The 25,392-nt window shown below is 69.7% G+C and carries 23 protein-coding genes and 1 tRNA gene; 14 read left to right on the forward strand and 10 right to left on the reverse strand.

From position 1 onward, the window contains the following. Positions 1-91: 91 nt before the first annotated feature. Entirely contained in the window at positions 92-2,299 is a 2,208-nt protein-coding gene (locus tag FGM06_RS09305) for an AAA family ATPase (RefSeq protein WP_144798987.1), read from the reverse strand. Between the two features lie 192 nt (positions 2,300-2,491). Between FGM06_RS09305 and FGM06_RS09310 the strand changes: the two genes are divergently transcribed. The 3 genes from FGM06_RS09310 to FGM06_RS09320 all read left to right on the forward strand — a co-directional run bounded on the left by FGM06_RS09310 (position 2,492) and on the right by FGM06_RS09320 (position 5,977). Next, positions 2,492-2,767: a hypothetical protein gene (locus tag FGM06_RS09310; RefSeq protein WP_144798988.1), complete on the forward strand. Its 276-nt coding sequence runs from the start codon at positions 2,492-2,494 to the stop codon at positions 2,765-2,767. Between the two features lie 576 nt (positions 2,768-3,343). Next, positions 3,344-4,246 (forward strand): hypothetical protein, encoded by a 903-nt coding sequence (locus tag FGM06_RS09315; RefSeq protein WP_144798989.1) that lies wholly within the window; start codon positions 3,344-3,346, stop codon positions 4,244-4,246. A gap of 12 nt (positions 4,247-4,258) precedes the next feature. Further along, on the forward strand, positions 4,259-5,977 hold the full coding sequence (locus FGM06_RS09320) for a pyrroloquinoline quinone-dependent dehydrogenase (RefSeq protein ID WP_144798990.1): 1,719 nt from the start codon (positions 4,259-4,261) through the stop codon (positions 5,975-5,977). A 114-nt stretch (positions 5,978-6,091) separates the two neighbouring features. On the opposite strand, the gene FGM06_RS09325 is transcribed toward FGM06_RS09320, so the two are convergent. Further along, positions 6,092-6,835: a class I SAM-dependent methyltransferase gene (locus FGM06_RS09325; protein WP_144798991.1), complete on the reverse strand. Its 744-nt coding sequence runs from the start codon at positions 6,833-6,835 to the stop codon at positions 6,092-6,094. Between the two features lie 75 nt (positions 6,836-6,910). Further along, positions 6,911-7,213 carry an amphi-Trp domain-containing protein gene (locus FGM06_RS09330; protein WP_144798992.1) on the reverse strand — a complete coding sequence of 101 codons (303 nt, stop codon included), beginning with the start codon at positions 7,211-7,213 and terminating at the stop codon, positions 6,911-6,913. 134 nt (positions 7,214-7,347) lie between these two features. Here FGM06_RS09330 and FGM06_RS16035 point away from each other — a divergent pair, with 134 nt between their 5' ends. The 3 genes from FGM06_RS16035 (at position 7,348) to FGM06_RS09340 (ending at position 8,501) form a co-directional block, all read left to right on the forward strand. Further along, complete coding sequence (locus FGM06_RS16035; protein WP_186310996.1) at positions 7,348-7,506, forward strand: hypothetical protein; 159 nt, start codon at positions 7,348-7,350, stop codon at positions 7,504-7,506. An 87-nt stretch (positions 7,507-7,593) separates the two neighbouring features. Further along, positions 7,594-7,890 (forward strand): ArsR/SmtB family transcription factor, encoded by a 297-nt coding sequence (locus FGM06_RS09335; RefSeq protein WP_144798993.1) that lies wholly within the window; start codon positions 7,594-7,596, stop codon positions 7,888-7,890. Between the two features lie 71 nt (positions 7,891-7,961). After that, positions 7,962-8,501, forward strand: a complete 540-nt coding sequence (locus FGM06_RS09340) for a hypothetical protein (protein WP_186310997.1) — start codon at positions 7,962-7,964, stop codon at positions 8,499-8,501. Between the two features lie 48 nt (positions 8,502-8,549). On the opposite strand, the gene fer is transcribed toward FGM06_RS09340, so the two are convergent. Continuing rightward, a complete protein-coding gene (fer, locus tag FGM06_RS09345) occupies positions 8,550-9,038 on the reverse strand; it encodes a ferredoxin Fer (protein ID WP_241662558.1) in 489 nt (162 codons plus the stop codon). Positions 9,039-9,235: 197 nt separating this feature from the next. On the opposite strand from fer, the gene FGM06_RS09350 reads away from it, so the two are divergent. Together FGM06_RS09350 and FGM06_RS09355 are read left to right on the forward strand one after the other, a co-directional pair. Continuing rightward, positions 9,236-9,529 (forward strand): DUF4242 domain-containing protein, encoded by a 294-nt coding sequence (locus FGM06_RS09350; protein WP_144798994.1) that lies wholly within the window; start codon positions 9,236-9,238, stop codon positions 9,527-9,529. A 72-nt stretch (positions 9,530-9,601) separates the two neighbouring features. After that, the gene (locus FGM06_RS09355) at positions 9,602-10,735 is read left to right on the forward strand and encodes a DUF1611 domain-containing protein (RefSeq protein ID WP_321167644.1); all 1,134 of its coding nucleotides are present in this window, start codon (positions 9,602-9,604) and stop codon (positions 10,733-10,735) included. A gap of 72 nt (positions 10,736-10,807) precedes the next feature. Here the strand turns inward: FGM06_RS09355 and FGM06_RS09360 are convergent, their stop codons facing one another. After that, positions 10,808-12,739 carry an aldehyde ferredoxin oxidoreductase family protein gene (locus FGM06_RS09360; RefSeq protein WP_144798995.1) on the reverse strand — a complete coding sequence of 644 codons (1,932 nt, stop codon included), beginning with the start codon at positions 12,737-12,739 and terminating at the stop codon, positions 10,808-10,810. Positions 12,740-12,917: 178 nt separating this feature from the next. Between FGM06_RS09360 and FGM06_RS09365 the strand changes: the two genes are divergently transcribed. After that, a complete protein-coding gene (locus FGM06_RS09365; protein WP_144798996.1) occupies positions 12,918-13,814 on the forward strand; it encodes a hypothetical protein in 897 nt (298 codons plus the stop codon). 72 nt (positions 13,815-13,886) lie between these two features. On the opposite strand, the gene FGM06_RS09370 is transcribed toward FGM06_RS09365, so the two are convergent. Then, a complete protein-coding gene (locus tag FGM06_RS09370) occupies positions 13,887-15,023 on the reverse strand; it encodes a mandelate racemase/muconate lactonizing enzyme family protein (RefSeq protein ID WP_144798997.1) in 1,137 nt (378 codons plus the stop codon). Between the two features lie 793 nt (positions 15,024-15,816). On the opposite strand from FGM06_RS09370, the gene FGM06_RS09380 reads away from it, so the two are divergent. From FGM06_RS09380 to FGM06_RS09395, 5 genes are all read left to right on the forward strand, one after another. Further along, positions 15,817-17,187: a heme o synthase gene (locus FGM06_RS09380; protein ID WP_144798999.1), complete on the forward strand. Its 1,371-nt coding sequence runs from the start codon at positions 15,817-15,819 to the stop codon at positions 17,185-17,187. Between the two features lie 71 nt (positions 17,188-17,258). Further along, positions 17,259-17,414, forward strand: coding sequence for a hypothetical protein (locus tag FGM06_RS16040; RefSeq protein ID WP_186311039.1), 156 nt, complete (start codon positions 17,259-17,261; stop codon positions 17,412-17,414). Positions 17,415-17,420: 6 nt separating this feature from the next. Continuing rightward, positions 17,421-17,963 carry a cupredoxin domain-containing protein gene (locus tag FGM06_RS09385; protein ID WP_144799000.1) on the forward strand — a complete coding sequence of 181 codons (543 nt, stop codon included), beginning with the start codon at positions 17,421-17,423 and terminating at the stop codon, positions 17,961-17,963. A gap of 1 nt (position 17,964) precedes the next feature. Continuing rightward, positions 17,965-19,689, forward strand: coding sequence for a cytochrome c oxidase subunit I (locus FGM06_RS09390; RefSeq protein WP_144799001.1), 1,725 nt, complete (start codon positions 17,965-17,967; stop codon positions 19,687-19,689). Positions 19,690-19,770: 81 nt separating this feature from the next. Then, complete coding sequence (locus tag FGM06_RS09395) at positions 19,771-20,460, forward strand: hypothetical protein (protein ID WP_144799002.1); 690 nt, start codon at positions 19,771-19,773, stop codon at positions 20,458-20,460. Between the two features lie 45 nt (positions 20,461-20,505). Here the strand turns inward: FGM06_RS09395 and FGM06_RS09400 are convergent, their stop codons facing one another. The 4 genes from FGM06_RS09400 to FGM06_RS09415 all read right to left on the reverse strand — a co-directional run bounded on the left by FGM06_RS09400 (position 20,506) and on the right by FGM06_RS09415 (position 24,930). Next, on the reverse strand, positions 20,506-23,076 hold the full coding sequence (locus tag FGM06_RS09400) for a heavy metal translocating P-type ATPase (protein ID WP_144799003.1): 2,571 nt from the start codon (positions 23,074-23,076) through the stop codon (positions 20,506-20,508). 227 nt (positions 23,077-23,303) lie between these two features. Next, positions 23,304-23,478, reverse strand: a tRNA-Trp gene (locus FGM06_RS09405). 132 nt (positions 23,479-23,610) lie between these two features. Further along, the gene (locus tag FGM06_RS09410; protein ID WP_144799004.1) at positions 23,611-23,832 is read right to left on the reverse strand and encodes a DUF5795 family protein; all 222 of its coding nucleotides are present in this window, start codon (positions 23,830-23,832) and stop codon (positions 23,611-23,613) included. A 75-nt stretch (positions 23,833-23,907) separates the two neighbouring features. Further along, the gene (locus tag FGM06_RS09415) at positions 23,908-24,930 is read right to left on the reverse strand and encodes a DUF5794 domain-containing protein (RefSeq protein ID WP_144799005.1); all 1,023 of its coding nucleotides are present in this window, start codon (positions 24,928-24,930) and stop codon (positions 23,908-23,910) included. Positions 24,931-25,392: the final 462 nt, after the last annotated feature.

The following is a 25,392-nucleotide window of genomic DNA, read 5'->3' on the forward strand; positions in this document are numbered from 1 at the left end:
CCCGCGACGACGATTCGTGGCTCGGACTGATCGGCGGCTCGGGCCGATCGGCGGCCCGGGCCGATCGGCGACCCGATCGCGCGGGGCGCGATCAGCCTCCCTCGTCGGCGTCGGTCGCGCTCGCCGCGGCCTCGGGACCGCTCGGGGCGACCGCGTCGAGCGCCCGATCGAAGTGGTCGCCGGTGATCCGGATCCCGTCGGCGTTGCGTTCGTCGCCGCGGACGTACTCCCGGACGGCCGCGGCCGCGGCCTCGCGACAGACCGCCTCGATGTCGGCGCCGACGTACCCCTCGGTCCGGTCGACGAGGGCGTCGAGGTCGACGTCGTCGGCGAGGGGGCGCTCCCGGCAGTGGACGGCGAGGATCTCCCGCCGCGCCGCCGCGTCCGGTCGGGGGACGCGGAGGTGCCGCTCGATCCGTCCGGCGCGCAGCAGCGCGTCGTCGATCAGGTCCTTCCGGTTGGTCGTGGCGACGACGACGACGTCCTCCATCTCCTCTAACCCGTCGAGCTCGGTGAGCAGCTGCGAGACGACGCGCTCGCCGACGTTCGCGTCGGAGGATCCGCCGCGCTCGGCCGCGATCGCGTCGATTTCGTCGAAGAAGACGACCGTCGGCGCGTTCTGTCTGGCCTTCGAGAACACCTCGCGGACGCCCTTCTCGGATTCGCCGACGTACCGGTCCAGCAGCTCGGGCCCCTTCACCGAGACGAAGTTCGACCGGCTCTCGTTGGCGACGGCCTTCGCGAGCAGCGTCTTTCCCGTTCCGGGCGGACCGTACAGGAGGATCCCGCGGTCGGGGTCGAGCGAGACGGACTCGAACGCCTCGGGGTGTTCGAGCGGCCACTGCACCGTCTCCCGGAGCCGCTCTTTCACCTCCCCGAGTCCGCCGACGTCGTCCCAAGTGACGTCCGGGACCTCGACGCTTATCGCCCGGAGCGCCGACGGCTCGACCTCCCGCAGAGCGGCCTTGAAATCGTCGTCGGTGACCGCGACCGACGCGGTGGCCTCCGGGGGCGCCGTCTCCGGGTCGTCGGCGAGGTCGGGCCACACGCGGCGGATCGCGTTCATCGAGGCCTCCGTCACCAGACGCTCCAAGTCCGCCCCGACGAACCCGTGGGTGTTCTCCGCGTAGGCGGCGAGGTCGACCCCGTCGCCCACGCGGAGGTCCCGCGCGTGGACGTCGAGGATCTCCTCGCGGCCGTCGCGGTCGGGAACGCCGATCCCGATCTCCCGATCGAACCGGCCCGGCCGCCTGAGCGCCGGGTCGATCGCGTCGACCCGGTTCGTCGTGCCGATCGCCATCACGGGGTCGCCCTCGCCCAGGTCGTCGAGCAGCGAGAGCAGCTGGCCGACGAGCCGCCCGTCCGCCTCGCCGCCGCGACTCCGGTCGCCGGCGACGGCGTCGAGCTCGTCGAGGATCAGGAGCGACGGGGCCTCCGCCGTCGCCTCCTCGAAGGCCTCGCGGAGGCGCTCCTCGCTTTCCCCCCGGTACTTCGATGTCACCTCGGGGGCGCGGACCCGCACGACGTGGGCGTCCAGCTCGTTCGCCACGGCGTTCGAGAGGAGCGTCTTCCCCGCGCCGGACGGGCCGTGCAACAGCACGCCGGTCGGCGGATTCGCGCCGAGCTCCCGGAACAGCGACGGGTTCCGCATGGGGAGCTCGACCGTCTCCCGCAGCCGTCGCACGGCCGCGTCGAGACCGCCGACGTCGTCGTACGTCGCGCGTCCCTCCGGCCCCGGCGCCGGGAGTTCGACGTCCGTCGCGGGCTCCTCGGACACCGCCAGTCGCGTCCCCTCTCGCACGACGACCGGTCCGGACGGACTCGTCTCCGCGACCTTCACGGGCACCGTTCGCTCCGGCGCCCCGGGGACGGAGTCGAGGCCGAGCGCGACCGGGACGACCTGGCCGGCCGTCAGGACTCGGTCGACGAGCGCGTCGCGGAAGGAGAGGCCGAGCGCGTCGTCGACGTCGACCGCGTCCGGCAGCGCGACGACCGCCTCGTCCGCGTCGCGCGCGACGGCGGGGCGGACCGCGACCGTGTCGTCGACGCCGGCGCCGAGGGACTGCCGCATCCAGTGGGACGCTCGCACGGTCCCGTCGTCGTCGGGGTCGGCGGGCCAGGCCCGCGCGGCGACCGATCCCCGCGGCCCCTCGAGGACGACGGTGTCTCCCCGGCTCGCCCCGAGCGATTCCATCGCGTCCGGCCCGACCCGCACCACGCCGTCGTCGTCGTTCGCGTCGCCCCGCACCGACGCGACGCGGAGGGTCGCTTCGGGCCGTCGATCGCGGTCCGTTGACATGGTGGCTCTCGTCGGGACGACGACGGGGAGCGTAATGAAACCGTGGGGCGCCGCGACGGCCGCGGACAGCCGCTCCCGGCGGTCCGGACTCGGGCGACTCGATCGGTTCGATCGGTTTGATCGGTTCGATCGAACGATCGAGCCGACGGTACCGACCGTACGTTGAAGGTGGTCGCGGACGAGGAATCCGATATGACGCGACAGAACGCGCGCTGTGCGGACTGCGGCTTGTGGTTCCCGCGGTCGCGCGCCGAGACGGGCGGCACGACCGCGCTCGAGTGTCCGATCTGCGGCTCCGGGCTCGTCCAGGGGAACCCGACGGACGACGTGCGGATCGATCGGAACAACGCGCGGTGCGAGGCGTGCGGCGCGGAGTTCCCTCGCCGGGAGAGCATCACGGAGACCAAGGGCGTTCTCGAGTGCCCGGCCTGCGGGTCGACCGGCGACGTCGTCCTGATCGAGGAGTGACGCGGAACGCGGAGACCGAGGGAGGGACGTCGGCGACGGGCTCGGGTACGGTTATTCTCAGCGATCCCCGGTTTGCACCGTCACAGCCACTGTGGGGCCCGTTCGGCCCAGCTGAATTGTTATCAGATCGGTGTTAGATAGACGGGCGTCCGACGGGAATAACCGGATCTCGCCGAACGATTTTCAGATTAATAATGAGTTTACGACAGCCGATGACACATTACATTACTACGATTGTAATGGCCCCGCTCCGTATGGCACCCGGATGACCGAATACATAATTAACATCCCTTATGATCAGGACAATAATATAATATTGATTATATATGCGATTCACAACGCGGATACACATACGAACGATGATATTCAGAACCGGTATCACGAACGATACGGCAGATCGGGAACAGATACGGTTACGTCGAAGTCGAGGCCGCCGCGCCACCGACGCCGGTCGGATCGAGGACTCGCCGTGGCGCCGAGCACACACATGTCAAAAGATTATAATAATTATTATATGGGTCAAAGTGCCACACGATACTGCGGGTGCATGGGGAGTTTCCGCACCACGATACCACTATGACGAGACAACAGATCACGATCGACGGCCGAGACGAGCTCACGGACGCGCTCGGCATCAGTCGGTCGGACGTCGGCGAGAGACCCACGCTGTCGGAGCTCAGACGAACGGTCGAGACGGAGACGGATCCGGAGTTCGCCTCGATGGGCGAGGCGATCCGCGACGACATGGCGAGAGAGCTCGACGCCGACCTGCTCGCGTCCGAACTCTCGGCGTTCGAAGAGCAGATCGCTCGGCTCCCGGAGGTCCGCGACGCGGGGATCCCGGAGGGAGCGGAGGAGCCGGAGACGCTGTACCGGGAGGTCGTTCAGCCCGCGTGGCGCCTCTACGATCACCTCGTCGAGGCCGGGTTCTTCGAGAGCCTCGAGGAGCGGCTCCCCCGGTTCACGCCGAATCACATCGAGCGAACCGCCCACGAGCTGGTCCGGCTCGACGCGTTGAGCGAGGAGCTCGACGAGCTCGGGTTCGACGAGCGGGAGAAGACCGTGCTCGTGATGAACGTGGTGAACAACAACACTCGACTCGCTCGGTGGGTTCCGACGAAAGAGATCCCCAGCGACGTGGAGTTCGACGTCGAACACGTCCCGCCGCTCCACAAGCGCGCGATGGGCGGGGCGCTGCTGTGGGTCAACTCGATGGACGTCCACCTCTGGCAGAAGGAGGTGCTCGTCACCGAGGAGATCCTCGACGACGGCTACTGGGACGTGAAAGCGATGCTCGCCGGCGTGGACCTGATCGCGCGGGCGGCGCTCGACATCGCCGAAGACGGAGCGATGAGCGACTCCCAGCTGGTGGCCGCGCTGACCGGCGGTGCCGCGATCGCGATCGTCAACCAGGAAGAGATCTGTAAGGACGTGTACTGGATCACGGAAGAGATGCGTAATCCGACTCCGGCACGCTAGGAGGATTCAACAATGGCAATAGAAGAAGACAGAGCAGTCAAGGCCGCACAGGACACAGTCGTACGTGAAACGGATCAGGGGTATCGGGTGCTCGGATCGCCAGAGGAGTCCATCACGCACCAGCACGACACCGATCGGATCCCGCGCAGGGATATCACCGAGGAGGACATCGTCGACTCGGCCGGCGATCCGGAGTCGTGGCTCACGTACGGCGGGAACTACGAACAGCACCGCTGTACCACCGCGGACGTGATCACTCCCGAGACCGTCGGCGACCTCGAGCTCGAGTACGAGCTCCACGTCGGCGCGGAGTCCAGCATGGAGGGCACGCCGCTGATAGTCCCCGGCGACCCGCCGGTGATGTACCAGTCGAACGGACCGAACCACGTCAAGGCGATCGACGCGCGGGAGGGCGACGTGCTGTGGAGCTACACGTACGCGGTGCCGTCGGACGTCGTCCTCTGCTGTGACGACAACAACCGCGGCGTGGCGATCCTCGACGACAAGGTGTTCATGACGACGCTCGACTCGGGCGTCGTCGCGCTCAACCGGTACACCGGCGAGGAGGAGTGGTACACCAGCACCGCCGACCACGAGTCCGGGTACTCCGCGACGTGGGCGCCGGTGGTGTACGACGGGAAGGTGTTCACCGGCAGCGCCGGCGGCGAGTACGGCGTCCGCGGCTTCCACGTGGCGCTCGACGCCGAGACCGGTGACGAGGTGTGGCGCACGTGGACGTCGCCCGACGAGGAGTGGGTCGGCGACAGCATCGAGCAGTCGTGCGCGACGAACTGGATGACGGCGACGATCGACACCGAGAACGAGAAGCTGTACATGCCCGTCGGGAACCCGGGTCCGGACTTCGACGGCTCCGTCCGACCCGGACCGAACCGGAACAGCGCGGGGACGCTCTGCCTCGACATGCAGACCGGCGAGCGAGAGTGGTTCCACCAGGAGTCCCCCCACGACGTGTGGGACTACGACTCCGCGGCGCCGCGGATGCTCATCCGCGACTTCGAGGTGGAGCACCGCGACTACGCGGACGACGCCGTCGTCTCGCTCGGGAAGACCGCCTGGTCGTACACGATCGAAGCGGACAGCGGAAAGCTCCTCAACCGGAGCGAGCCCGGCGTCCAGCAGCTGAACATGTTCCGGATGATCCCGCACATCGACGAGGGCCGGCGGATGCCGTTCATGCCCGGCGCGATGGGCGGGAACGACTGGCAGCCGCCCGCGTACAACCCCGAACTCGGCCTCGCGTACTTCAAGATGAACAACTCGCCCCAGGAGGCCTGGTGGCGCTTCGAGGAGTACGAGGAGGGGAAGAAGTACTGGGGCGGCATCCTCGAGGACGAGATCGACCAGCCTCCGGAGGGGTACAACGACCACATCAGCGCCGTCGGCGCCGTCGACCCGGAAACCGGACAGCTCGTCTGGCGCGACTGGATCGACAGCGACGCCTACATCTGGGGCGGGCTGTTGACCACCGAGAGCGGCGTCGTCTTCGGCGGCACCCAGAACGGCGACGTCATCGCCTGGGACGGCGAGAGCGGCGACCGCCTCTGGGAGTACTCCACCGGTGACACGGCGATCTCCGGCAGCCCGATGAGCTGGTACGACCCCGAGACGGAGAAGCAGTACGTGGCCATTCAGATCGGCGGTAGCGGCTGGCTCCGCCGCGGCACCGCGGGCCGCGACGACCGGCTCTGCGTGTTCTCGCTCGAGGCGTAATCCGTCCGCCGTCGATTTTTTTTGAAGCGCGTCGACGACTCGTCGGAACCCCGTCGCAGCGACTCGCTCGGCGGCGTCCCCGGTCGGCTCGTCTCGCCTCAGGGACCGGCCGACTCACGCCGGCGTCGCGACGATGACGAGGTACGGGTCACCGCCGCCGCGCCGCGGGACGCGCTCGACGGTCCGGACCGAGAAACCGGCGTCGGCGACGCGGGTCCGCCAGTACCGCTCCGGGGAGACGTCGACGGCGTCCGGAGCGATCGGGAGTTCGAGGATCCCGACCGCGCCGTCGCTCCGGCAGACCCGACGGAGCTCCTCCAGCGCGTCATCGTGTCGCTCGGCCGGGAGGTCGTGGAGCACGCGACACGCCGTGACGACGTCGACGGCGTCCGCCGCGACCGGGAGGGAGCCGGCGTCGCCTCGGACCGGCTCGACCGCGATCCCCGCCCGCCGGGCGTTCCGCCGAGCGAGCCGGGGACCGTTGCCGAGGATCACCCTGTCGTCGAAGACGTCGACCCCGAGGACCGTCGCCGACCCGGAGAGCCGAGGCGCCAGCCCGACGAGGGACCGCCCGGTGCCGCAGCCGACGTCGAGCACGCGGTCCGCGTCGGCGAGCGGGAGCTCCCGGGCGAGCGCGTCGTACTTGTACCGCTCGAGACGCCACGGCGGCGGCGACAGCAGCGTCGAGAGCGCGCGGCCCGCGCGGACGCAGCCGAGCGCGACGGCGACGGCGGCGAGGGTCCGACTCGCTCCATCGGAGCGTCGCCGCGCCAAAATAACTCCGGCGAGCGCGGCGACGAGCCCCTCGCCGACCGCGCGGAACCGACGCCGCCAGTGGTAGAGACCGAACCAGTACATCCGACCATTGCGTCCCGCGTCTCTCCGATGCGGTCGCCGCCCGATACGTCGCGGCCTGCCCGGGACCCCCGTGGTTTAGGCGACGTCGATACCGCCGCCGTCCGAGCGCTCGGTGAACTCCACCTCGAGTTCGAGCTCGCGCTCCCGCCGAGAGGAGAACTCGACTTCCACCTCGATCGGCTCCCGGAACGCGAAGGGGATCTCCCAGTCGTCCCCGCTGATCGTCAGCTCGTCGCCGTCCTCGAGCGAGTCCGCCACCGACCGGAGGAACGCCGCCGTCTCGTCCGCCGAGAGGTACACCTCCCGCTCGAAGAACCCGTCGGAGACCGTTCGTTTGTCACGCTCGTCGGACTCGGGGAAGTCGACACTGTCTGCCATACGTGCATCATACACGTCCGCTATCTTATCTCTTGTGACGATGTGGCACACCCGGCACGGGGGTCGGCCCCTGCTGAAGTGCTGGGTTCGGCCCCTGGACAACGTTGATAACTGCTCGCGCGGATCGAACCGGTATGGCGCGACTCCCGACCGCCTGTCCCGAGTGCGGCGTCGAGTGGTACCGCGGCGGAACCGCCTCGTCCCGGAAGGGCCACCGGAAGGTCGACGAGGACAGCTGGCAGTGCATCGAGTGTCACGCCGTCGTGCCCGAGCCGTCGGCGACCCGCGACTGACGCCGTCGGTTCCCCTCGCCCTGTGAATCGCTCCTCGGGCGGCCTCCCCGAGAAACGCTTTTGTGTCTTTACAGTGAGGGGTAGACGATGTCGCTGATCGACGCGCTGGGAAACTCCCAACGACTCCGGATCATCCAGCAGCTGTCCGAGGGGCCGATGTACGTCACGGAGCTGGCCGACGCCGTCGGCATGAACGGGAAGTCGGCGGTCCACCACCTCGCCGTGCTGGAGGAGGCGGACCTCGTCGATCACTACTGGGACGGCAATCGGAAGTACTACCGACTGATCCGGGCGGTCGAACTCGATATCTCCCCGCCGCCGGAACGCCGGTTCATCTTACAGCGCGGCGCGGAGCGGGCGACGGGACCGGTCGGCGACGAGTAGGGTCGGTCGGCGGCGAGCGACTCGCCGAGTCGCCACCAAAATTTAAGCGGTACTGTGTTAATTGTCATCGTATGGCTACGTTGCCTAACACGCCTGACCCGGAACCGGAGGAGACCGAAGAACTGTCCGCCGTCGCCGGAGTCGAGGCGGACGACGAACCACCGGCCGACGTCGAACCGGAGCGAGACGGGGAGGCGGCGGACGGCACGGAGGCCGAAGTGGGCTCGGACGGACCGATCGAGCGCCAGATCGAGGCGCTGATCGACGAGCGCGTCGCCGAGATCGAGCGGGAGGTCGCGAGCCTCGAGGCCGAACTGGAGGAGTTGGACAACTTCGCTCGGATCAGCCTCGGCGAACGCTACTCGCAGCGGATCGAACAGAACGTCTCGGAGCTCTCCGACTCCTTCACGGGGTTCGCGGAGCGGAACTTCCAGAAGCTGAACAGCGTCGAGGGGCGAGTCGACGAGATGTCGCTGGTGTTGGCGGCGGTCGTCGAGGCGCTCGACGAGGAGGACATCGACGTCGACTTCTCCGAGGTCCGACGCATGCAGGAGGGAGTCGTCGATCAGTCCCCGGCCGAGCGACTGACGGCCGCGAGCCGCGACGAGTGACCTTCGGCGGCACCGCTCCGGCGTCGCCGGAGCCGCTCCGACGCCCCGTCAGACCTCGCGCTCTCCGATGACGCGGTCCTGCAGGTAGTCGAGGTGTTTCGCGCTGTGGATCACCCGGACGTGGTCCGTCGCGGGCTTGCTCTGACAGGTCAGTCGGATCCCTCGCTTCTCCACCTCCTCGTCGGTGATGATGAGGTTCATCTCCATCTCCAGCTCGCCGTCGACGAGGATCCCGGCGCAGTTCGCACACGAGGCGGCGCGACAGGAGAAGGGCCACTCGAGCCCGTTGTCCTCGGCGGCGTCGAGGATCTTCCGATTCCTGCTCACCTCTATCGTGCCGTACTCCTCCTCGCCTAATCCGGCCGCGGCCGCCTTCTCGAAGAGGTTGTCGTCGTCGATCGCCCAGTCGTTCGCGGCGACGACCCCGTAGTCGAGGTACTCGACGGTCGAAACCTCCGCCTCACCCCCCTCGAAGTCGGGATCCTTGGCCGCGTCGCTTCCGATCTTGATGTTCGGGAGGCTGGAGTCCTCGGGCATACGTCCGTGATACGACCCCACGTACCTAAACGTCACGGGGAGAACCCCCCGACACCGCGGGCGTCGTCGGTTCGGAGCGACGCCGCGGACGTCGCCGGCGGTGAGACCGCGCGCCGACGACCGGGACCGCTCCCGGCGCGCCGAGGGGCGCCGCAGAAACAATTACAATCCCGGGGGACACACGCTGTGATCGCAATATGAGCGACACCGACGACTTCCTGATCCTGCGCGAACTGCCCGAGCCGATCACCGAGGACGAGCTGGACGCGGCCGCCGAGGCGTCCGGCGAGACGCTCTCCGAGCTCCGCGGGGAGGGCGTCGACATCGAGTGGGTCGACTCGGAGGTGTTGACCGACGACGACGGCGGCATCGTCGGGACGTTCTGTCACTACGAGGCCGAAAGCGAGGACGCCGTGCGGGAGCACGCGGAGCGCGCCGGGCTCCCGGCGACGAAGGTGACCCGACGCGGCGACCCGCTCTCCGGTGAGTGACCGCCTGAGGGCCTCCCGGACAGCGCTCCGGCGCCGACCGCGCGGAACGGGACCCGCGCTCCCGCCGAGCGGATGATCCGCCACGAGCGCATCGCCGTGCTCGCCCACGATCGGTTCCCGGACGACGCGCGGGCGGCGATCGGGCTCATCCGGTACGGGCGCTCGGAGGTTGTCGCCGTGGTCGACACGGCCAGGCGGTCGCCCGTCACCTCGCAGCTCGTCCGGTCGCTCCCGCAGATTCCGATCGTGCGGCGGTTCGACGACGTCGACGAGCCGATCGACGCGCTGTACGTCGGGATCGACGTCGGCCGCGACGGCGACGACGCCGACCTGTCGGAACCGGTGCGCCGGGACGTGCGCGCCGCGCTCGAAGCCGGGTGCGACGTGGTCGTCTCGCAGGCCGGGTTCCCCGTCGACGACCCCGAGTTCGAGGGGCTGACGGCCGACGGCGGCGGGCAGATCGTCGACGTCGGCGCCCCGCCGCCGGACCGTTCGAGAGCGGCGGGCCGGCCGAGAGCGGCGGGCCGGCCGAGAGCGGCGGGCCGGCCGAGAGCGGCGGACCGGCCGAGAGCGGCGGACCGGCCGAAAGCGGCGGACCGCACGGCCGACGCCGACGCGGCGGTCCTGCTCACGATCGGGACCGACCGGTACGTGGGGACCTCGGCGACGGCGTTCGAGCTCGCGGACGCGGCCCGGGAGCGCGGGATCGACGCGGCGCTCGTGCCGACGAGCGGGGTCGGCGTCCTGCTCGACGGACCCGGGGTCTCGCTCGACCGCGTCCCGACCGGACGGGTCTACGATGTGATCGACGGCCTCGTCCGCGAGCGGGGAGAGCGTCACGACCTGCTCGTCGTCGAGGGGCGGGGAGCGATCTGCCATCCCGGGTCCTCCGGCCAGACCTGCGGGCTCCTCCACGGCGCGAGACCGGACGGGCTCGTCCTCTGTCACTCGGCCGGCCGCGACCTCATGCACGGGTACGACGTCGACCTGCCGTCGACCGCGGCGTACGTCGACCTGTACGAGCGCGTCGCCGCGCCGGTCGCGGAGACGGCGGTCGTCGCGGGGGCGCTCAACACGATGAACGTCGCGACGCCCCCGGCGGCGCGCGAGGCGGTCTCCGACTTCGCCGACCGGCTCGGCGCGCCGGCGACCGACCCCGTTCGGTTCGACGCGGACCCGATCCTCGACGCCGTCGACGTCGGCTGAGCGGCCCGCGGGCGAGCGGTCGCGTTAAAAAAAAGAAAAGCCGACCGCCGGACGACCGCGGCGCGGTCGCGTTCAGTCGTCGGCGGGGGCGGCGGAGTCGCCGGCGGAGACGCCGGTGCCCGGACCGACATCGATTCCCAGGTCTTCGAGCTTCTCGTCGGGGACGACGCCGTCGACCCAGCCGCGGGTCTCGTAGTACTCCGCCTTCATCTCGTCGAGCTCGCAGAGCTCGCCCTCGCTGCCTCCCTGACCGGGGACGGCGTCCGGGTGTCCCTCGACGAAGCGGCCGGGGAGGTCGTCGTCCTCGGCGTCGAAGCCGGCGAGGTTGTTGAAGTAGCGCTCGAGGTTGTAGACGCGCTCGCCCGCCTCGAACAGCTCGTCCTCGGTGACCTCGCGGCCGGTCATGCCGCTGTACTGGAGGACGTACTCCTCGATCCCCTCGGCGAACGCGTTGAACTTGCAGATGTCGAACGAGTCCGAGATCGCGTGCAGGTCTTGGAAGGTGGCGGTGAGCTCGCCTTTCCCCTCCCACTCGTACGGGTCGACCTTCTCCGGGATACCGAGGATCTCGGCGGCCGGCGTGTACGCCCGAAGGTGACAGGCGCCGCGGTTGGAGGTCGCGTACGCGATCCCCATCCCCTTCATACAGCGCGGGTCGTACGCCGGGATCGACTGCCCCTTGACTGCCAGCGAGTTGTCGTGGGCGTCCTTCGCGTCGGCGACGCGGTCCGCCCCCTCGGCGAGGAGGTCGCCGAGGTCGGAGGAGCGGTTGCCGATCTCGCCGATGAGGTCGATCATGCGCTCGGTGTCGCCCCAGTCGATCGTCTCGACGTCGTCGAGCTTCCCCTCCTCGCTCATCTCCATCGCCATCGCCATCATGTTGCCGACCTCGATCGTGTCGACGCCCACCTCGTTGCAGCGCTGGATCATCAGCGCGATCTCGTCGCGGTGGGTGTGTCCAGAGTTCGGGCCGAGGGCGAACGCGGACTCGTACTCGTACGACTCCATGTGGACGTTCATGTCCTCGCCCTTGTGGGTGACGTTGGTCTCGACCTCCTTCTTACACGCGACCGGGCAGGAGTGACAGGTCGGGTCGTTGACGAGGATGTTCTCCTCCACGTTCTCGCCGGAGACGCGCTCGGCGTCGACGTCGATCCCCTCCGCGTCGTTGTACGCCCTCGTGGAGGTGTACTTGGCGTTCTTGGTGGGGAGGCCGTCCATCTCCTCGGTCGCGTTCATCAGGACGTTGGTGCCGTAGACGGAGAGTCCGCCCTCGTTGGGCGCGGTGACCTCCGACTCCTGAATGACGCCCATCGCCTGCTGGTACCCCTCCTGGAACGTCTCGGGGTCGGCGGGCTTCGGCATGTCAGTCCCCGATTTCACGACGACCGCTTTGACGTTCTTCGATCCCATGACCGCGCCCGTGCCGCCGCGGCCGGACGCCCGATCGTCCTCGTTCATCACGCAGGCGTAGCGGACGCCGTTCTCGCCGCCCGGGCCGATCGTCATCACGGAGAGGTTCTTGCCGACGGCGCCGTCGACCTCCTCCCCGAGCGCGTCGATCGCCTCGTCCGTCTCCTTCCCCCAGAGGTGAGAGGCGTCACGGATCTCGACCTCGCCGTCCTCGACGAACAGGTAGACGGGGTCGTCGCTCTCGCCGTCGAGCAGGATCCCGTCGAGCCCGGACCACTTGAGCCGCGCGCCGGACCAGCCGCCGTGGTGCGAGTCGGTGACCGTCCCCGTCAGCGGGGACTTCGTCACGAGGGCGATCCGGCCGCTCATCACGGTCTGGGTCCCCGTGAGCGGCCCCGTCATGAACGCCAGTCGGTTCTCTGGTCCCAGCGGGTCCACGTCCGGTCCGGCCTCGAAGAGGTACTTCACTCCGAGGCCGCGCGCGCCGATGTACTTCTCCGCGTCCGCGTCGTCGATGCCCTCGTAGCTGACGTCGCCGTCGCCGAGATCGACCTGTGCCACTCGGTCCCTGTAGCCGCCCATTTCAGTCATGGCAGTATGCGGACTGGATGTTTGCGCTTCTGTGTGTTAATTATTGCCATTACTAACCCCCATATCGGGGGGTTCGGGCCGTCGAAGGACCGGCCGGCGCGTTCGAGCGCGCCCGACGTGCGGATCCGCGATTGGTCATACGCCCTACGTTTATCACGGTCGCCCGGCATCTCCGGGTATGGGCGATCAGAGCGTCGTCGACCGGCTTCGCCGACCGGAGTACACGGGCGAGAACCGGTGTCTGCCGTGCACAGCGTTGAACGTCGCGCTCGCCGTCGTCGCCGCGGTCGCGGTCGCGGCCGGCGGCCTCGCGGCGGGCGGGTCCCGTGCCTCCGCGGCCGGCGCCGGCGGTGCCGTGTTCGCCGCCGCGCTGGCCGCGATCGCGCTGCGCGGCTACCTGATCCCGGGGACGCCGACGATCACGCGCCGGTACTTCCCCGACCGAGTTCTCGAGGCGTTCGGCAAGGGGGACGCCGACCGCCCGGTCCTCGAATCGGTCGACGACGAGGCGATCGCGGCGACGCTGTCGCGGGCGGGCGTGCTGGCCGAGGACGGCGACGCCGTCGTCCTCGCCGACGGGTTTCGGACGGCACTCCGCGAACGGATCGAATCGGGCGACTCGGACGCGCAGGTAGACCCGGACGTGGACGGGGTTCGCGCGGCGTTGTGCGCGGACGACGTCAGGGCGCTCGGAGCGACCTCGTTCGAGGTCGACGGCGAGGGGATCGAGCGCTGGGTCTCGGCCGAGGCGGTCGCCGTGGACGCCGCGCTCGCCGCCGAGCTCGACGACCGGCTCGACGGTTGGGAGGCCCTCCACCGCGGCGACCGACGCGACGTGTTGACCGGGCTCCGACTGCGCGTCGAACGCTGTCCCGCGTGCGGCTCCCCCACGGAGACGACGGTCGAACGGCTCGACCACTGCTGCCGTCGCCCCCACGTCGCCGTCCAGACGGCGTGTCGGGAGTGCGAGGCGCTGCTCGGGGACCACGTGGTGCCCGCGTCGGCCGCGGACACGTGGATCGAACGCGTGGACGGCGAGGAGCCGTCCGACCGGCCCGCGTCTCCGTCGGCCTGACGCCGCGCGGCGCGTCCTCCGTGGAGCCGCGCTCGCGCTCGCGGCGGTTGTGAGACGCGACCGTCGGGCGACTCAGTCGATCCGGAACTCCGCCAGCGTCTCGGGGTCGATCTCGATCCCGAGCCCCGGCCCGTCGGGGACGGGGACCTCGGTCCCCTCGTTCCGGATCGGGTCGACGGCGAGCCCCTCGCGGATCGGGTTCGGCGTGCGGTCGAACTCCAGCCGGGGCGATCCCGGCAGCGTCGCGAGCAGCTGGAGGCTCGCGGCGAGCGCGACGGCGCTCCCGAACACGTGCGGGTACGTCGCCACCCCGGCGGCGTCGGCGGTCTCCGCGGCCCGGCGCGCCGACGTGAGCCCGCCCGCGCTGGTCACGTCCGGCTGGAGGACGTCGACCGCGCCGGCGTCGACGACGCGGCGGAACTCGGGCGCGAGGGCCCAGCACTCCCCGCCGGCAATCGGGACATCGGCGTCCCGGTTCAGCCGCGCGTACGCCTCGGTCCGGTCGGGCGGGAGCGGCTCCTCGAAGAACCGCACGTCGAGGGCCGCGAGCCCGTCGGCAACCCGGCGGGCCGCGGGGAGGTCGTACGCGTGGTTCGCGTCCGCCATCAGCGCGACGTCGTCCCCGACGGCCTCCCGCACGGCGCGGACCAGTTTCACGTCGGCCTCCGGCCCCCAGCCGAAGTGGCGCTCCGTGCCGATCTTCATCTTGAGCGCGTCGAACCCCGCCTCGACGTGCGACTGGGCCTCGGCGACGACCGCCGCCTCCAGCTCGGCGAACTCGTCGACCGGGGGCCAGAAGTGCCCGGTGGCGTATGCGGGGACCGCGTCGCGGCGCGCGCCGCCGAGCAGCGTCGCGACGGACGCCCCCGCCGCTTTCCCGCGGAGGTCCCACAGAGCGAGGTCGACGCCGCTGACGACGCCGGCCGGCACCGTCGAGTGGTACGCCGAGCGGAGGTCGAAGACAAGGTCTTCGTGGATCGACTCGACTTCCCGGGCGTCGCGCCCGCGGAGCAGCGGTGCGACCCGGTCGTCGACGGTCTCGCGGGTACCCGCGATCGGTCCCCAACACTCTCCCCAGCCGACGGCGCCGTCGGCGGTCTCGATCCGGACCAGGCAGTACTCGCGCGAGGAGATCCACTTCTGGGCGTTCGCGAACCGCTCGTCGAGCTCTCGCCTGAGCGGCACCGCTTCGACGCTGCGTATTTCCATGGTGGTCTGTACGCGGTGTGCGTCGATCGTAATAAAGGATGATGAGTATCGAGCCCGTTCGGCCACAGCTTCAGGCGGGACCCGGCGGTATCGACGCGTATGTCAGGAGACGACGCCTCGACCGCGCGACCCGTGTTTCTGAAATAACTAAAAAATTACATTTTCTTCTTAATACCATATAGGACATATTAATGGGAGTTGCCATCACCGTGTCAGACATCCCCAGACGACGGTCGCATGTACCACGGAATCAGCGACGTGAAATCGCGCCGTCGACGAGATATCAAGCCATCGACGAAGGGGCCGCGCCAGCCGCGTCGTGATCGTCGCGGAGCACCGCGACCGGATCGGGTTCCGATCACGCTCTTCGTTTCGATTCGAGCCGTTTTCGGAGCGGATCGGGTTATTCAGCAGCGACGGCGACGTACGGCCCGTGGTGTTCATCGGCGAGTCGGACCCCGGTTTCATCAACTCCCAGCGTGGTTCGGAACTTGGTCGTTCCCTGGCTGTAGGTCAGCTCTGTGAGCGCAGTCGCGAACGGTAGCCCGAAGCCGACTGGTGCGGCAATATATAAAAACTCAGTACTGTATTCAAAATTTATAATTATCGGGATTGAGCCGAACCTGAGGTGCATCGACGGTCGGGGCGTTGCACCCCGGTTCGCGAGCTCCGCGTTGGTTTCGACTCCACGGCCGTGACGTCCGTTAACGGATTCCGGGTTCGCTTTTCCGGGGAGGACGACTCCGAATATGTTCGGGGGAAGAAACGCGGGGGCCGGGCGCGGACTGAACGTATGGATCCGCCGCGGCTCACGACGCTGTTGACCTGGTCGGTCGCGGGGACGTATCTGCTCGTCGCGCTCGGGGCCACGGCCGCCACGGAGGTCGGCTCTGCGGTCGCCGCGGTCCACCACGTTGCGGCGGTGGTCGTCGGCGTCCTGCTCGCCGCCACGGCGCTTCTCGCCCGCCGAACGGCGGCCTCGCGTCGCGTCCGCGTCGGAACGATCGCGGTCCTGCTCGCGTATCTGGGACAGGCCGGCGTCGGGCTCGCGGGCCGCACCGGCGTCGTCCCGTTCGACGGCGGAGTGCACCTGTTGGGAGGGATCGGCGTCTTCGCGGTCCTCCTCGCGACGCTCGTGATACGAGTGGAGGCGACGACGAGCGGTCCGGGGGTGGAGATGACGACGAGCGACTCGGCCGGCATCGGTGACCGCGGAGCGTCGAGCGCGGCCGACTGCGACGCCCCGACTGCAACGACCGAACGCGACGCGCTCACAGTTAGGAGTCGACTTCGGGCGTACCTCGAGCTGACCAAGCCCCGGTTGATGTGGCTGTTGTGCCTGCTCGCGCTGGCGGGGATGGGGCTGGCCGTCGCCGCCGGCGCCGCGCTCGACGGCGTGACCGTCGTCGCGACCCTCGCGGGCGGCGTCCTCGCGATCGGCGCGGCGGGCGCGTTCAACCACGTGTACGAGCGCGACCGCGACCGCAAGATGCGGCGGACCGCGGATCGTCCGATCGCGACCGATCAGGTCGGCGTCGGCCGGGCGATCGGCTTCGCCGTCGCGCTCGTCGTCGCCTCGATGGCGGTCCTCCTCGCGTTCGTCAACGCGCTCGCGGCCGCGCTCACGGCGGCGGCGGTCGTCTACTACGCGTACGTGTACACGGTCCTGTTGAAGCCGACCACGCGGTGGAACACGGTGATCGGCGGGGGATCCGGCGCTCTGCCGGCTCTGATCGGGTACGCCGCGGTGACGGGGACCGTCGGCCTCCCGGCGGTCCTGCTCGCAGTCGTCGTCTGCTGTTGGACCCCCGCGCACTTCTACAACCTCGCGATCGCCCACCGCGAGGACTACGCGCGGGCCGACTACCCGATGCTGCCGGTGGTCGCGGGGGTCGCGACCGCGCGGCGGCGGATACTCGCGTGGCTCGGCGTCACCCTGATCGCCGCGGTCCTGCTGGGGGCCGTCACCGAGCTCGGCGTCCTCTACGCGCTCACCACCACGGCGCTCGGAGCGCTGTTCGTGCGGAGCGTCGCCCGACAGTACGACGTCGGCCGGCAGGGGGCCGACGACGTACGGGCCGCCGCCTACCGGAGCTTCCACGCCTCGAACGCCTACCTCGGGGCCCTTCTCGCGGCCATCCTCGTGGAGACGCTCGCGGTGTGAACCCGCCCGGGCGAACATGTGCGTGACAACGCTCACCACGGGTATCCGTGTATCTAACGTGTGAGCGACCGATGAGCAACCGTACGACACGCGACGACGGGGATGTTCCCGCGATGCAACGCCTCTACAACCGGATCTGGCTGTTGGCCGCGGCGGCGATACTGTTCTTCCTCGTTGCCTACGTCGGATGGGGGTTGCTCGACATCCTGTCGCTGCCCGCGAGGTGAGATCCCGTGAGCAACCCACTCGAAGACCCCGACGACGACTGGTGGAACTCCCCGGTGAACCGCCGCGAGAGCATCTGGCTCGGACTCGCTGGCGCGTGGTCGCTCGGCATCTTCACGTGGATGGCCGGGTTCACGCAGTTCGGCGATCAGAACCCCATCGGGACGACGTACGACGTCGACCCCGAGGAGTACCAGGCGCGCGTCGGCGAATACAAGGAGACCACCGAGGAGACCGACGACGGGCTGATCCCGCCCGGCGACGACGTGTACGTCGGCGCGATGCGGTTCAACTGGGACGGGCTCCCGGTCGTCCTCGAAGCGGGCCGCGAGTACGACATTCATCTCGGCGCCTACGACGTCCAGCACGGATTCTCCGTCAGGCCCGAGGAGAACCTGAACAAGCAGATCAACCTCCAAGTGTTCCCGGGCTCCGAGTGGGTGATCCCGATGACGTTCGACGAGCCGGGCACCTACCACGTCGTCTGTAACGAGTTCTGCGGACAGGGGCACCGGACGATGCACGGTCGCTTCACGGTGGTGGAGGGGTAGCATGTCGGCGATCGCCTCGCTGTTCCGGAACGACTACGGCGCGGACGGGTTCCGCGCGTGTTCGGTGACCGGGCTCGACGTCCACCGGTCCGTGGAGAACTACGTGAAGCTGTTCGGGCTGACTGCGGTGATCGCGCTCGCCGTCGGCGGGAGCTTCGCCTTCTCCGTCGCGATGACCCGCTGGGAGTTCGTCGGCCTGCTCGACGCGAGCAGCTACTACACGCACCTGAGCATGCACGCGTGGAACCTGCTCATCTTCTGGATGGTGTTCATGGAGATCGCCGTCCTCTACGTCGGCGGCCCCATGGTGCTCGGCCGGGAGCTCCCGCTCCGCCGGCTCGCCGCCCTCGGCTGGGTCACGATGGTGGTCGGCGCGATCGGTGTGAACGCGTCCATCTGGCTGGCCGAGGCGCCGAACGAGGCGCCGCTTTTGACAGCGTACGTCCCGCTGCCCGTCACGCCGTGGTTCTACGGCACGGCGATCGTCTTCCTGCTCGGGGCGACGATCGCGGCGCTCCCGTTCTTCGCGACGATCTGGTCGGAGACGCGCGACAGCGACAGGACGCTCCCGCTCGTCGCCTTCGGCGCGTTCGTCACGGGAATCATCGCCGTGGAGGCGATCCTCGGCGGCATCGCCGCGTTCGCGTACGCGCTCGCGTGGCGGATCGACCTCATCGCCTCGGTGGACCCGGGCATCTACCGACAGCTCTACTGGATCATCGGCCACGGGAGCCAGCAGATCAACCTGCTCGCGATGATCACGGTGTGGTACTTCCTCACGCACGTCGTGGGGGGCGCGGTCGTTGTCTCCGAGAAGATATCCCGGACCGCCTTTATCCTCTACCTCTTCTTCATCAATCTCGGGGCGGCCCACCACCTGCTCGTCGACCCCGGCATGTCCGCCGGCTGGCGCATCTGGAACACCTCCTACGCCTTCTACGGCGCGGCGTTCGCGAGCATGATCCACGCGTTCGCGATCCCGGCCGGGATCGAGGCCGGGCGCCGCCGGCGAGGACAGGGCGGCGGGCTGTTCGGCTGGCTCACCTCCGCGCCGTGGCGGAACCCCGTCTTCGCCGCGACGATCTTCAGCATCATCCTCTTCGGCTTCCTCGGCGGGATCACCGGCGTCGTAATGGGCCAGATCCAGGTGAACATGACCTGGCACAACACCCTCGCGACGGTGGGACACTTCCACGCCACCGTCGCGCTCGGGACGACGCTCGCGTTCTTCGGGCTCGTCCTCTTCGTCATCAAGACGATGTTCCGTCGAGACTTCGTCTCGGACGCGCTCGCTAGCGCGATCCCGTACGCCTACGGGGCCGCGATGAGCGTCGCCACGCTGATGCTCATGTACGCGGGGATCCTCTACGGCGTGCCGCGCCGGACCGCCGAGGCCGTCAGGAACATCCCCGGCTCGGAGTTCAGCTTCGCGGCCGCGGTCCCGATATTCATGATCTTCGGGGTCTTCGCGCTGTTGGCGATCCTCTCCGGCGTCCTGTTCGTCGGCGTCTCGGTCGGCTCGCTGCTGTTCGGCGACCGGCTCCCCGACGGCGACGATGGGGGGATGCTCCCCGAGGGCGGGCTCCACGCCGACGGCGGCGAGCCGGTTCACGCGGTCGAGCTCCGGGGGACGTTCGCGCTCTGCCTGATCTTCCTCGGCGTCTTCGCCGCCGTCTACGTGCTGAACTGGTACCTGTTGACCCAGCTGTGGGCGATCGGCGCGTAGCCGCCGACCGCCCGAACCACCGACCGGCTCACCGCCGGACCCACCTCTCGAATCGACGACCGACCGCACGACACCCAACGAATGACCGACGCTTCACGAACGACTCCTCGGACGCGACTCGGCGGTACCGTTCGCCAGGCCTGGCGCGACTTCCTGAGCGTCTACTACGCGAACACGCCCGTCTGGCGCTGGCTGAAGAGCGGCGCGCTCGTCTTCCTCGGGCTCTTCCTGTGGATGGGCGGGAACGTCCTGTCGGCCTACTGGATAGACGCGACCGCGCTGCGGTACGCGATCGCCTACGGCTTCGTCCTGATCGCCTGGGGGCCGCTCACGCACGTGTTCGTCGTTCCGACCGTGATCCGCCTGCGGCGCACCGCCGAGAGCCCCGCCGTACGACGGATCGTTCGCCACGGGTCGAAGATCAACTTCGCGACGTTCCTCGTGATCGTCGCGGTCGCGGGGACGCTCGCGCCGGGCGTGATGCTGCTCGACTTCTCGTCAGGGTTCGGCGCGGACGGCGGCGACGTGACCGCGGAGCTCGTCTGCGACACCGACGGCGACCCGGTCACCTGCGAGCTCGAGACGTCCGAGGGCGTCGACCACGTCGTGCTCCTCGCCGGCGGCGACGAGATCGACCGGAGCGACGAGCCGCCGTACGCGGTGTCGGCCCCGCGCGAGTCGCTCTCCGACGGACCGTCCGGAAAACAGTTCGAGATCGAGTTACGAGACGCGGACGGAGAGACTCTCCGACGGTTCGTCCGGACCGTTTGACGAGCCCGTCGAATCGGCCCGTCGCTCCGGACTGGCGGCCGCGGCTCACTCTCGCAGCACCGAGCGCGTCGAGTTCGTCACGACCACCGCGCTGCTGGCGGCCATCGCCAGCGCGGCGAAGAAGGGGTTGAGCGCGCCCGCGACCGCGAGCGGAACGGCCACGGCGTTGTAACACAGCGCCCACGCCACGTTCTCTCGGATGCGCCGCCGCGTCCCGGCCGCGAGGTCGAACACGGTCTCGACCGCGCGCAGGTCCTCGCCGGTGATCACGGCGTCCGCGGCCTCGACGGCGCGGGCCGTCCCGTCGCCCATCGCGATCCCGAGATCGGCCGCCGCGAGCGCCGGCGCGTCGTTCGTCCCGTCGCCGACCATCGCGGTCGTGCCGGCGGCCGCGAACCCCCGGATCGCCTCAAGCTTGCCGTCCGGTGGGACGCCGGCGAAGACCTCGTCCACCGCGTGGTGGTTCCGGAACCGGTCGGCGCGCGGGCCGTCGTCACCGGTCAGGACGACCACCTCCCGGTCGGCGAACGCCGCGAGCGCCTCGTCCCATCCCTCCCGGTCGCGGTCCTCGACGGCGATCACCCCGCGGGCCGCGCCGTCCCACCCTACGACGACCGGCAGCGCGCCCCGATCCGCGACGCCGTCGACGCGGTCTCGCAGGTCGTCGGGGACCGGGCCGCACTCGCGTTCGATCAGACCGAGAGTCCCGACGACGACGCGCGTGGCGGTCGTTCGGTCGCCCGACGCGCTCGTTCGGTCGTCGGACGCGGTCGTTCGAGCCTCGGAGGCGCCGCCGGCGACGAGCTCCCCCGAGATCCCCGCGCCGGGGTGCCGTGTAAAGGACTCGACCGTCGTCTCGTCGAGGCCGCCGTCGGTCGCCGGCCGGTCTTCGGTCGTCGGCCGCCCGCCGCTCGCCGCCTCGCGGATCGCGTCCGCGACGGGGTGATCGGCGCGGCGTTCGAGCGCGGCGGCGCGCCGGAGCGTCCGGTCGTCGCCGTACGTCGCGCCGACGCGCATCTCCCCCGCGGTGAGCGTCCCGGTCTTGTCGAAGACGACCGTCTCGGTCTCCCGCGCGACTTCGAACACCGAGGAGTCGGTGACGACGACGCCGCGGGCGAGCGCGTCGCGGAGCCCGCCGGAGACGGCGAGCGGGGTCGCGAGTCCCATGGCGCACGGACAGGAGACGACGAGGACGGTCAGGCCGGCGAGCATCGCGGCCGCGACCGTCTCGCCGGTCGCGAGCCCCCAGCCGGCGACGAGCAGTCCGAGCGTCAGCACGACCGGCACGAATACGGTCGCGAGCGCGTCGACGAACCGCTGGACGCCCGGCGCGGCGGTCTGAACCTCCCAAAGGGCGGCGGCGAGGCTGTCCGCGGTGCTCTCCGCGTCCTCGCCGACCCGCATCACGACCGCACCGTCGGGTCCGCGCTCGTCGGGCCCGCGCTCGTCGGCGTCGCCGACGTCACCGAGCAGAGTCGCGCCGCCGATCACGGGATCGCCGGGCTCCTTTCGCACCGGGAGCGACTCCCCGGTGATCACGGACTCGTCGGCGTCGGCGGTCCCCTCGATCACGGTGCCGTCGATCGGGACGGGCTCCCCGGGCGCGACCCGGACCCGGTCGCCCGGTTCGAGGCCCGCAATCGGGACGGACTCGGTGCCGGTCGGGGTGAGCCGCGTGGCCGACTCGACGCGGGCGGCCGTGACGGTTTCGAGGAGGTCGTTGGCCCGCGATCGGACCCGTCGCTCGTAGTACCGGCCGAGCGAGACGACCATCACGACGGCGACCGTCACGTCGTAGTAGAGGTGCGTGCCGCCGGTCGCGAGCGCGAGGGTGCTGTACGCGTACGCGGACAGCGCGGCGACCGCGACGAGGAGGTCCATGTTCGGCCGCCGCGCCCGGACGCTCACGTACGCCCCCCGCAGGAGCGGCGCGCCCGTGTACGCCAGCAGCACGGTCGTGAGGACCGCGATGAACGCGAGCGGGAGATACCGGCCGACGGCCGTGGTCGCGTCGATCGCGAGGACGTTCGCCTCGATCCCGAGGTAGCTCGGGTACAGCGACAGGACGTACCACGGCATGATCAGCATCGAGAGAAACGCGCCGACCGCGAGCCGTTCGACCGCGCGGTCGTCCGGGCGACCCCCCGCGGGGCCGTCGCCGGCGGGCATCTCGCCCCCGTTCTCCGTCGGCGTCCCCTCGCGGAACCGGAGCGCGTACCCGTAGCCGGAGAGCGCCGCCGGAAGCTCCCCCCGCTCGATCGTCTCCGTATCGTAGACGACCCGAGCGGTCTCGGTGCCGTAGTTCGCCTCCACCGCGCGGACGCCCGGACGGTCGTCCGCGCGCAGCCCGAGGAACGCCTCGCAGGTCGTGCAGTGCATCCCGTCGACCGCCAGGTACGCCTCCGCCGCGTCCGGCGGAAGCGCCGTCTCGGTCGTCGCTCGGTCGCCGTCGGCCGGCGCTTCCCCGAGCCCGTCAGCCCCCGCCTCGGCGTCGTCTACGTCGTCGAGCCGGCGGGCAACCTCCAGGCAGCCGCGGCAGCAGAACTCGCCGTCGACGTCGGCCGCGCCGACGGGCGGGTCCGGGGTCGGGAGGTCGCAGAGCCGACAGCGTCCCATCGGTCACACTCGCTCGCCGACCCGGGAATCAGTGTCCGCGAACACGTTCGGGTGGCGGCCGACGAACGAGGGACCCGACTGCGGGTCGACCGCCCCGGTCCGGGACAGCGGGCCCACGTCGGAACGTCGGCGTCGGGGGGATTCGAAGCGCGCTCGCTACCGGTCCCGGATGCGGCTCCTCCTCTGTACGGCACCGCTGCTCGCGACGTTGCTCGCGGCGGAGAAAGTGGGGCCGGAGGGATTTGAACCCCCGATCGACTGATATCTCCGGTGCGCCTCGGAACTCCAGAGGGTCGTCAACGCGAGCGATGATCAGTCGCCCGCTCGGTATATCAGTCTGGAGCGTCGTCCCGGGCGCGAACCTCTGGAGTCAGTCGCCATGCCTGGCTTGGCCACAGCCCCACGCGGTATCGCAATAGGTGGTTGCCGAAACGCGGATAAAGGGGTTTCGATCGAAAGCGATCGGGGGACGAGAGGGCGACGCGAGCGGGACCGACACGGAGCGACGCTCGGCCGCCGTCGACGGCGATCTCCTCAGCGGTCGTCGGCGCTCCAGTCGCACTCCTGGCATTTGAAGCCGGTGACGAACTCAGTGACGCTCGGCATGTAGCCGACGGTGATGACGTCGCCGCCGCACTCCGGGCAGTCGCGGTCGGCGTCCGCTATCGACTCGGCTTCGAGCACCGGTTCGCCCTCGACGAGCTCCGCGAGCGTCTCCGGCGTCACCATTCGGCCCTGCACGACGCGGTTGGACATACCCCGCGTAGACGGCGGAGCACCTAAACCCCGGCGACACGGCCATGCGGAGCCCCACCGATCCGGACGCGGCGCCTACAGCCAGGGCGCCCGGGAGTCGTCGTCGGTGAACGGGTCCGTCTCGTCGTCGCTCGCGTCGCGGTCGCCGCCGTTGGCCAACGCCGCCACGTCGTCGTCGACGATGGGGCCGGGGGCGTTCGGCGGCGTGTCGAGCGGCGGGTCGGTCGGCGCGCGCTCCCCGTCAGCGGGAGCGTCGCCGGCGGCGCCCCCGTCGTCGCCGCTCCCCGCCGCGTCGGTGCCCTCGTCGTCGCCGCCGGCGGGACCGTCGTCCGGCGAGTCGTCGGCGGCGCCCGCGACGGGGTCGGCGTTCGGGTCGTAGGCGAACAGCGTGGTGACGGCGAGGACAGCCAGCGCGATGGGCGCCTCGGTCTGCATCAGGTCGAACGGCCCGAGCAGGATCGGGAGCGCGAGCACGCCGAGCGCGACCGCCGAGCCGAACCGGAAGCGGTCGATGTCGACGCGGCCGCGGAGGTGCGGCGACAGCAGCGCGACCGCCAGCGCGAACGCGACGCCGACGCCCGCCGCGGCGGCGCCGTTGACCACGTACTCCGGCGAGGTCTCGATCGCGAAGCCGCTGGGGTCGAAGCTCGCGACGAGCCCGAGCGAGATGATGACGCCGGGGCTCGGCAGGAACTCGCCGATCTCCGAGCTCGCGGTCTTGGCGGCGATCGTGAGGATCACCAGGCCGGCGAACCGCTCGAAGACGGGGAGGTTGAGGAACCCCCTGAACGTGGGCGCGAAGGCGGCTTCGAGCGCCGCCAGCGGGACGATCACCGCGCCGATCAGCAGCACGGAGGTGACCATCTGCCGGCGGTCGCCGTCCATCTCCGCGAGGATCACGGCCGCGGTGGCCGAGCCGCCGAAGATGAGGATCCCGGTCTCGACGACGCCGGTCGCGGTGCTCAAGACGCCGGCGACGACTAAGGCGGGGAAGATGCCGTCGATCAGCGGCAACACCATGACCGTCGCGAGCAGCTTCGTCGCGCTGCCCACCTGCCGCTCTAAGCGGAGCGCTATCGGGTGGCGTGAGACGCTCATTCAGGGTCGATGTCCCTGACCGACGGGTACACGGTGGGAAGCGGACGACCCGCGATAGCCGAGGGCCCGGCGTGCGGAGTCGAAGCCGAAGGCGGCCCGACGAGCCCGTGTGAAGAGTTTGCGCGGATTGCCGGCTGTAAAGGAGGCGCCGAGGGTGCGGATCGGCTGGCCGGCGGTGCGCGCGTTCACGGGACTGTCGGAGTCCATACCCCATATACGCGTTTCGGTCGCGTTAAAGGTTGTGTGAGACCCGTCCGCACGACACGGACGATCACCGCCGAGAACTTATAAATCAAGGTGCGAACCGACGATCGATACCGCGTTTCGTCGACGGATCGTCGCTGCGTTCGTCGTCCGGGTGCCGATCCGTGGGTTTCGGATTCGCGCGCGAGTCGGACGTATCCCCAGAAGCGATCTCGACCCGACGGAAACGGCCTTGATCCACAATATTGTATATATTAT

The sequence above is a fragment of the Halorubrum depositum genome, assembly GCF_007671725.1.
GTDB classification, from domain to species: Archaea; Halobacteriota; Halobacteria; order Halobacteriales; family Haloferacaceae; genus Halorubrum; species Halorubrum depositum.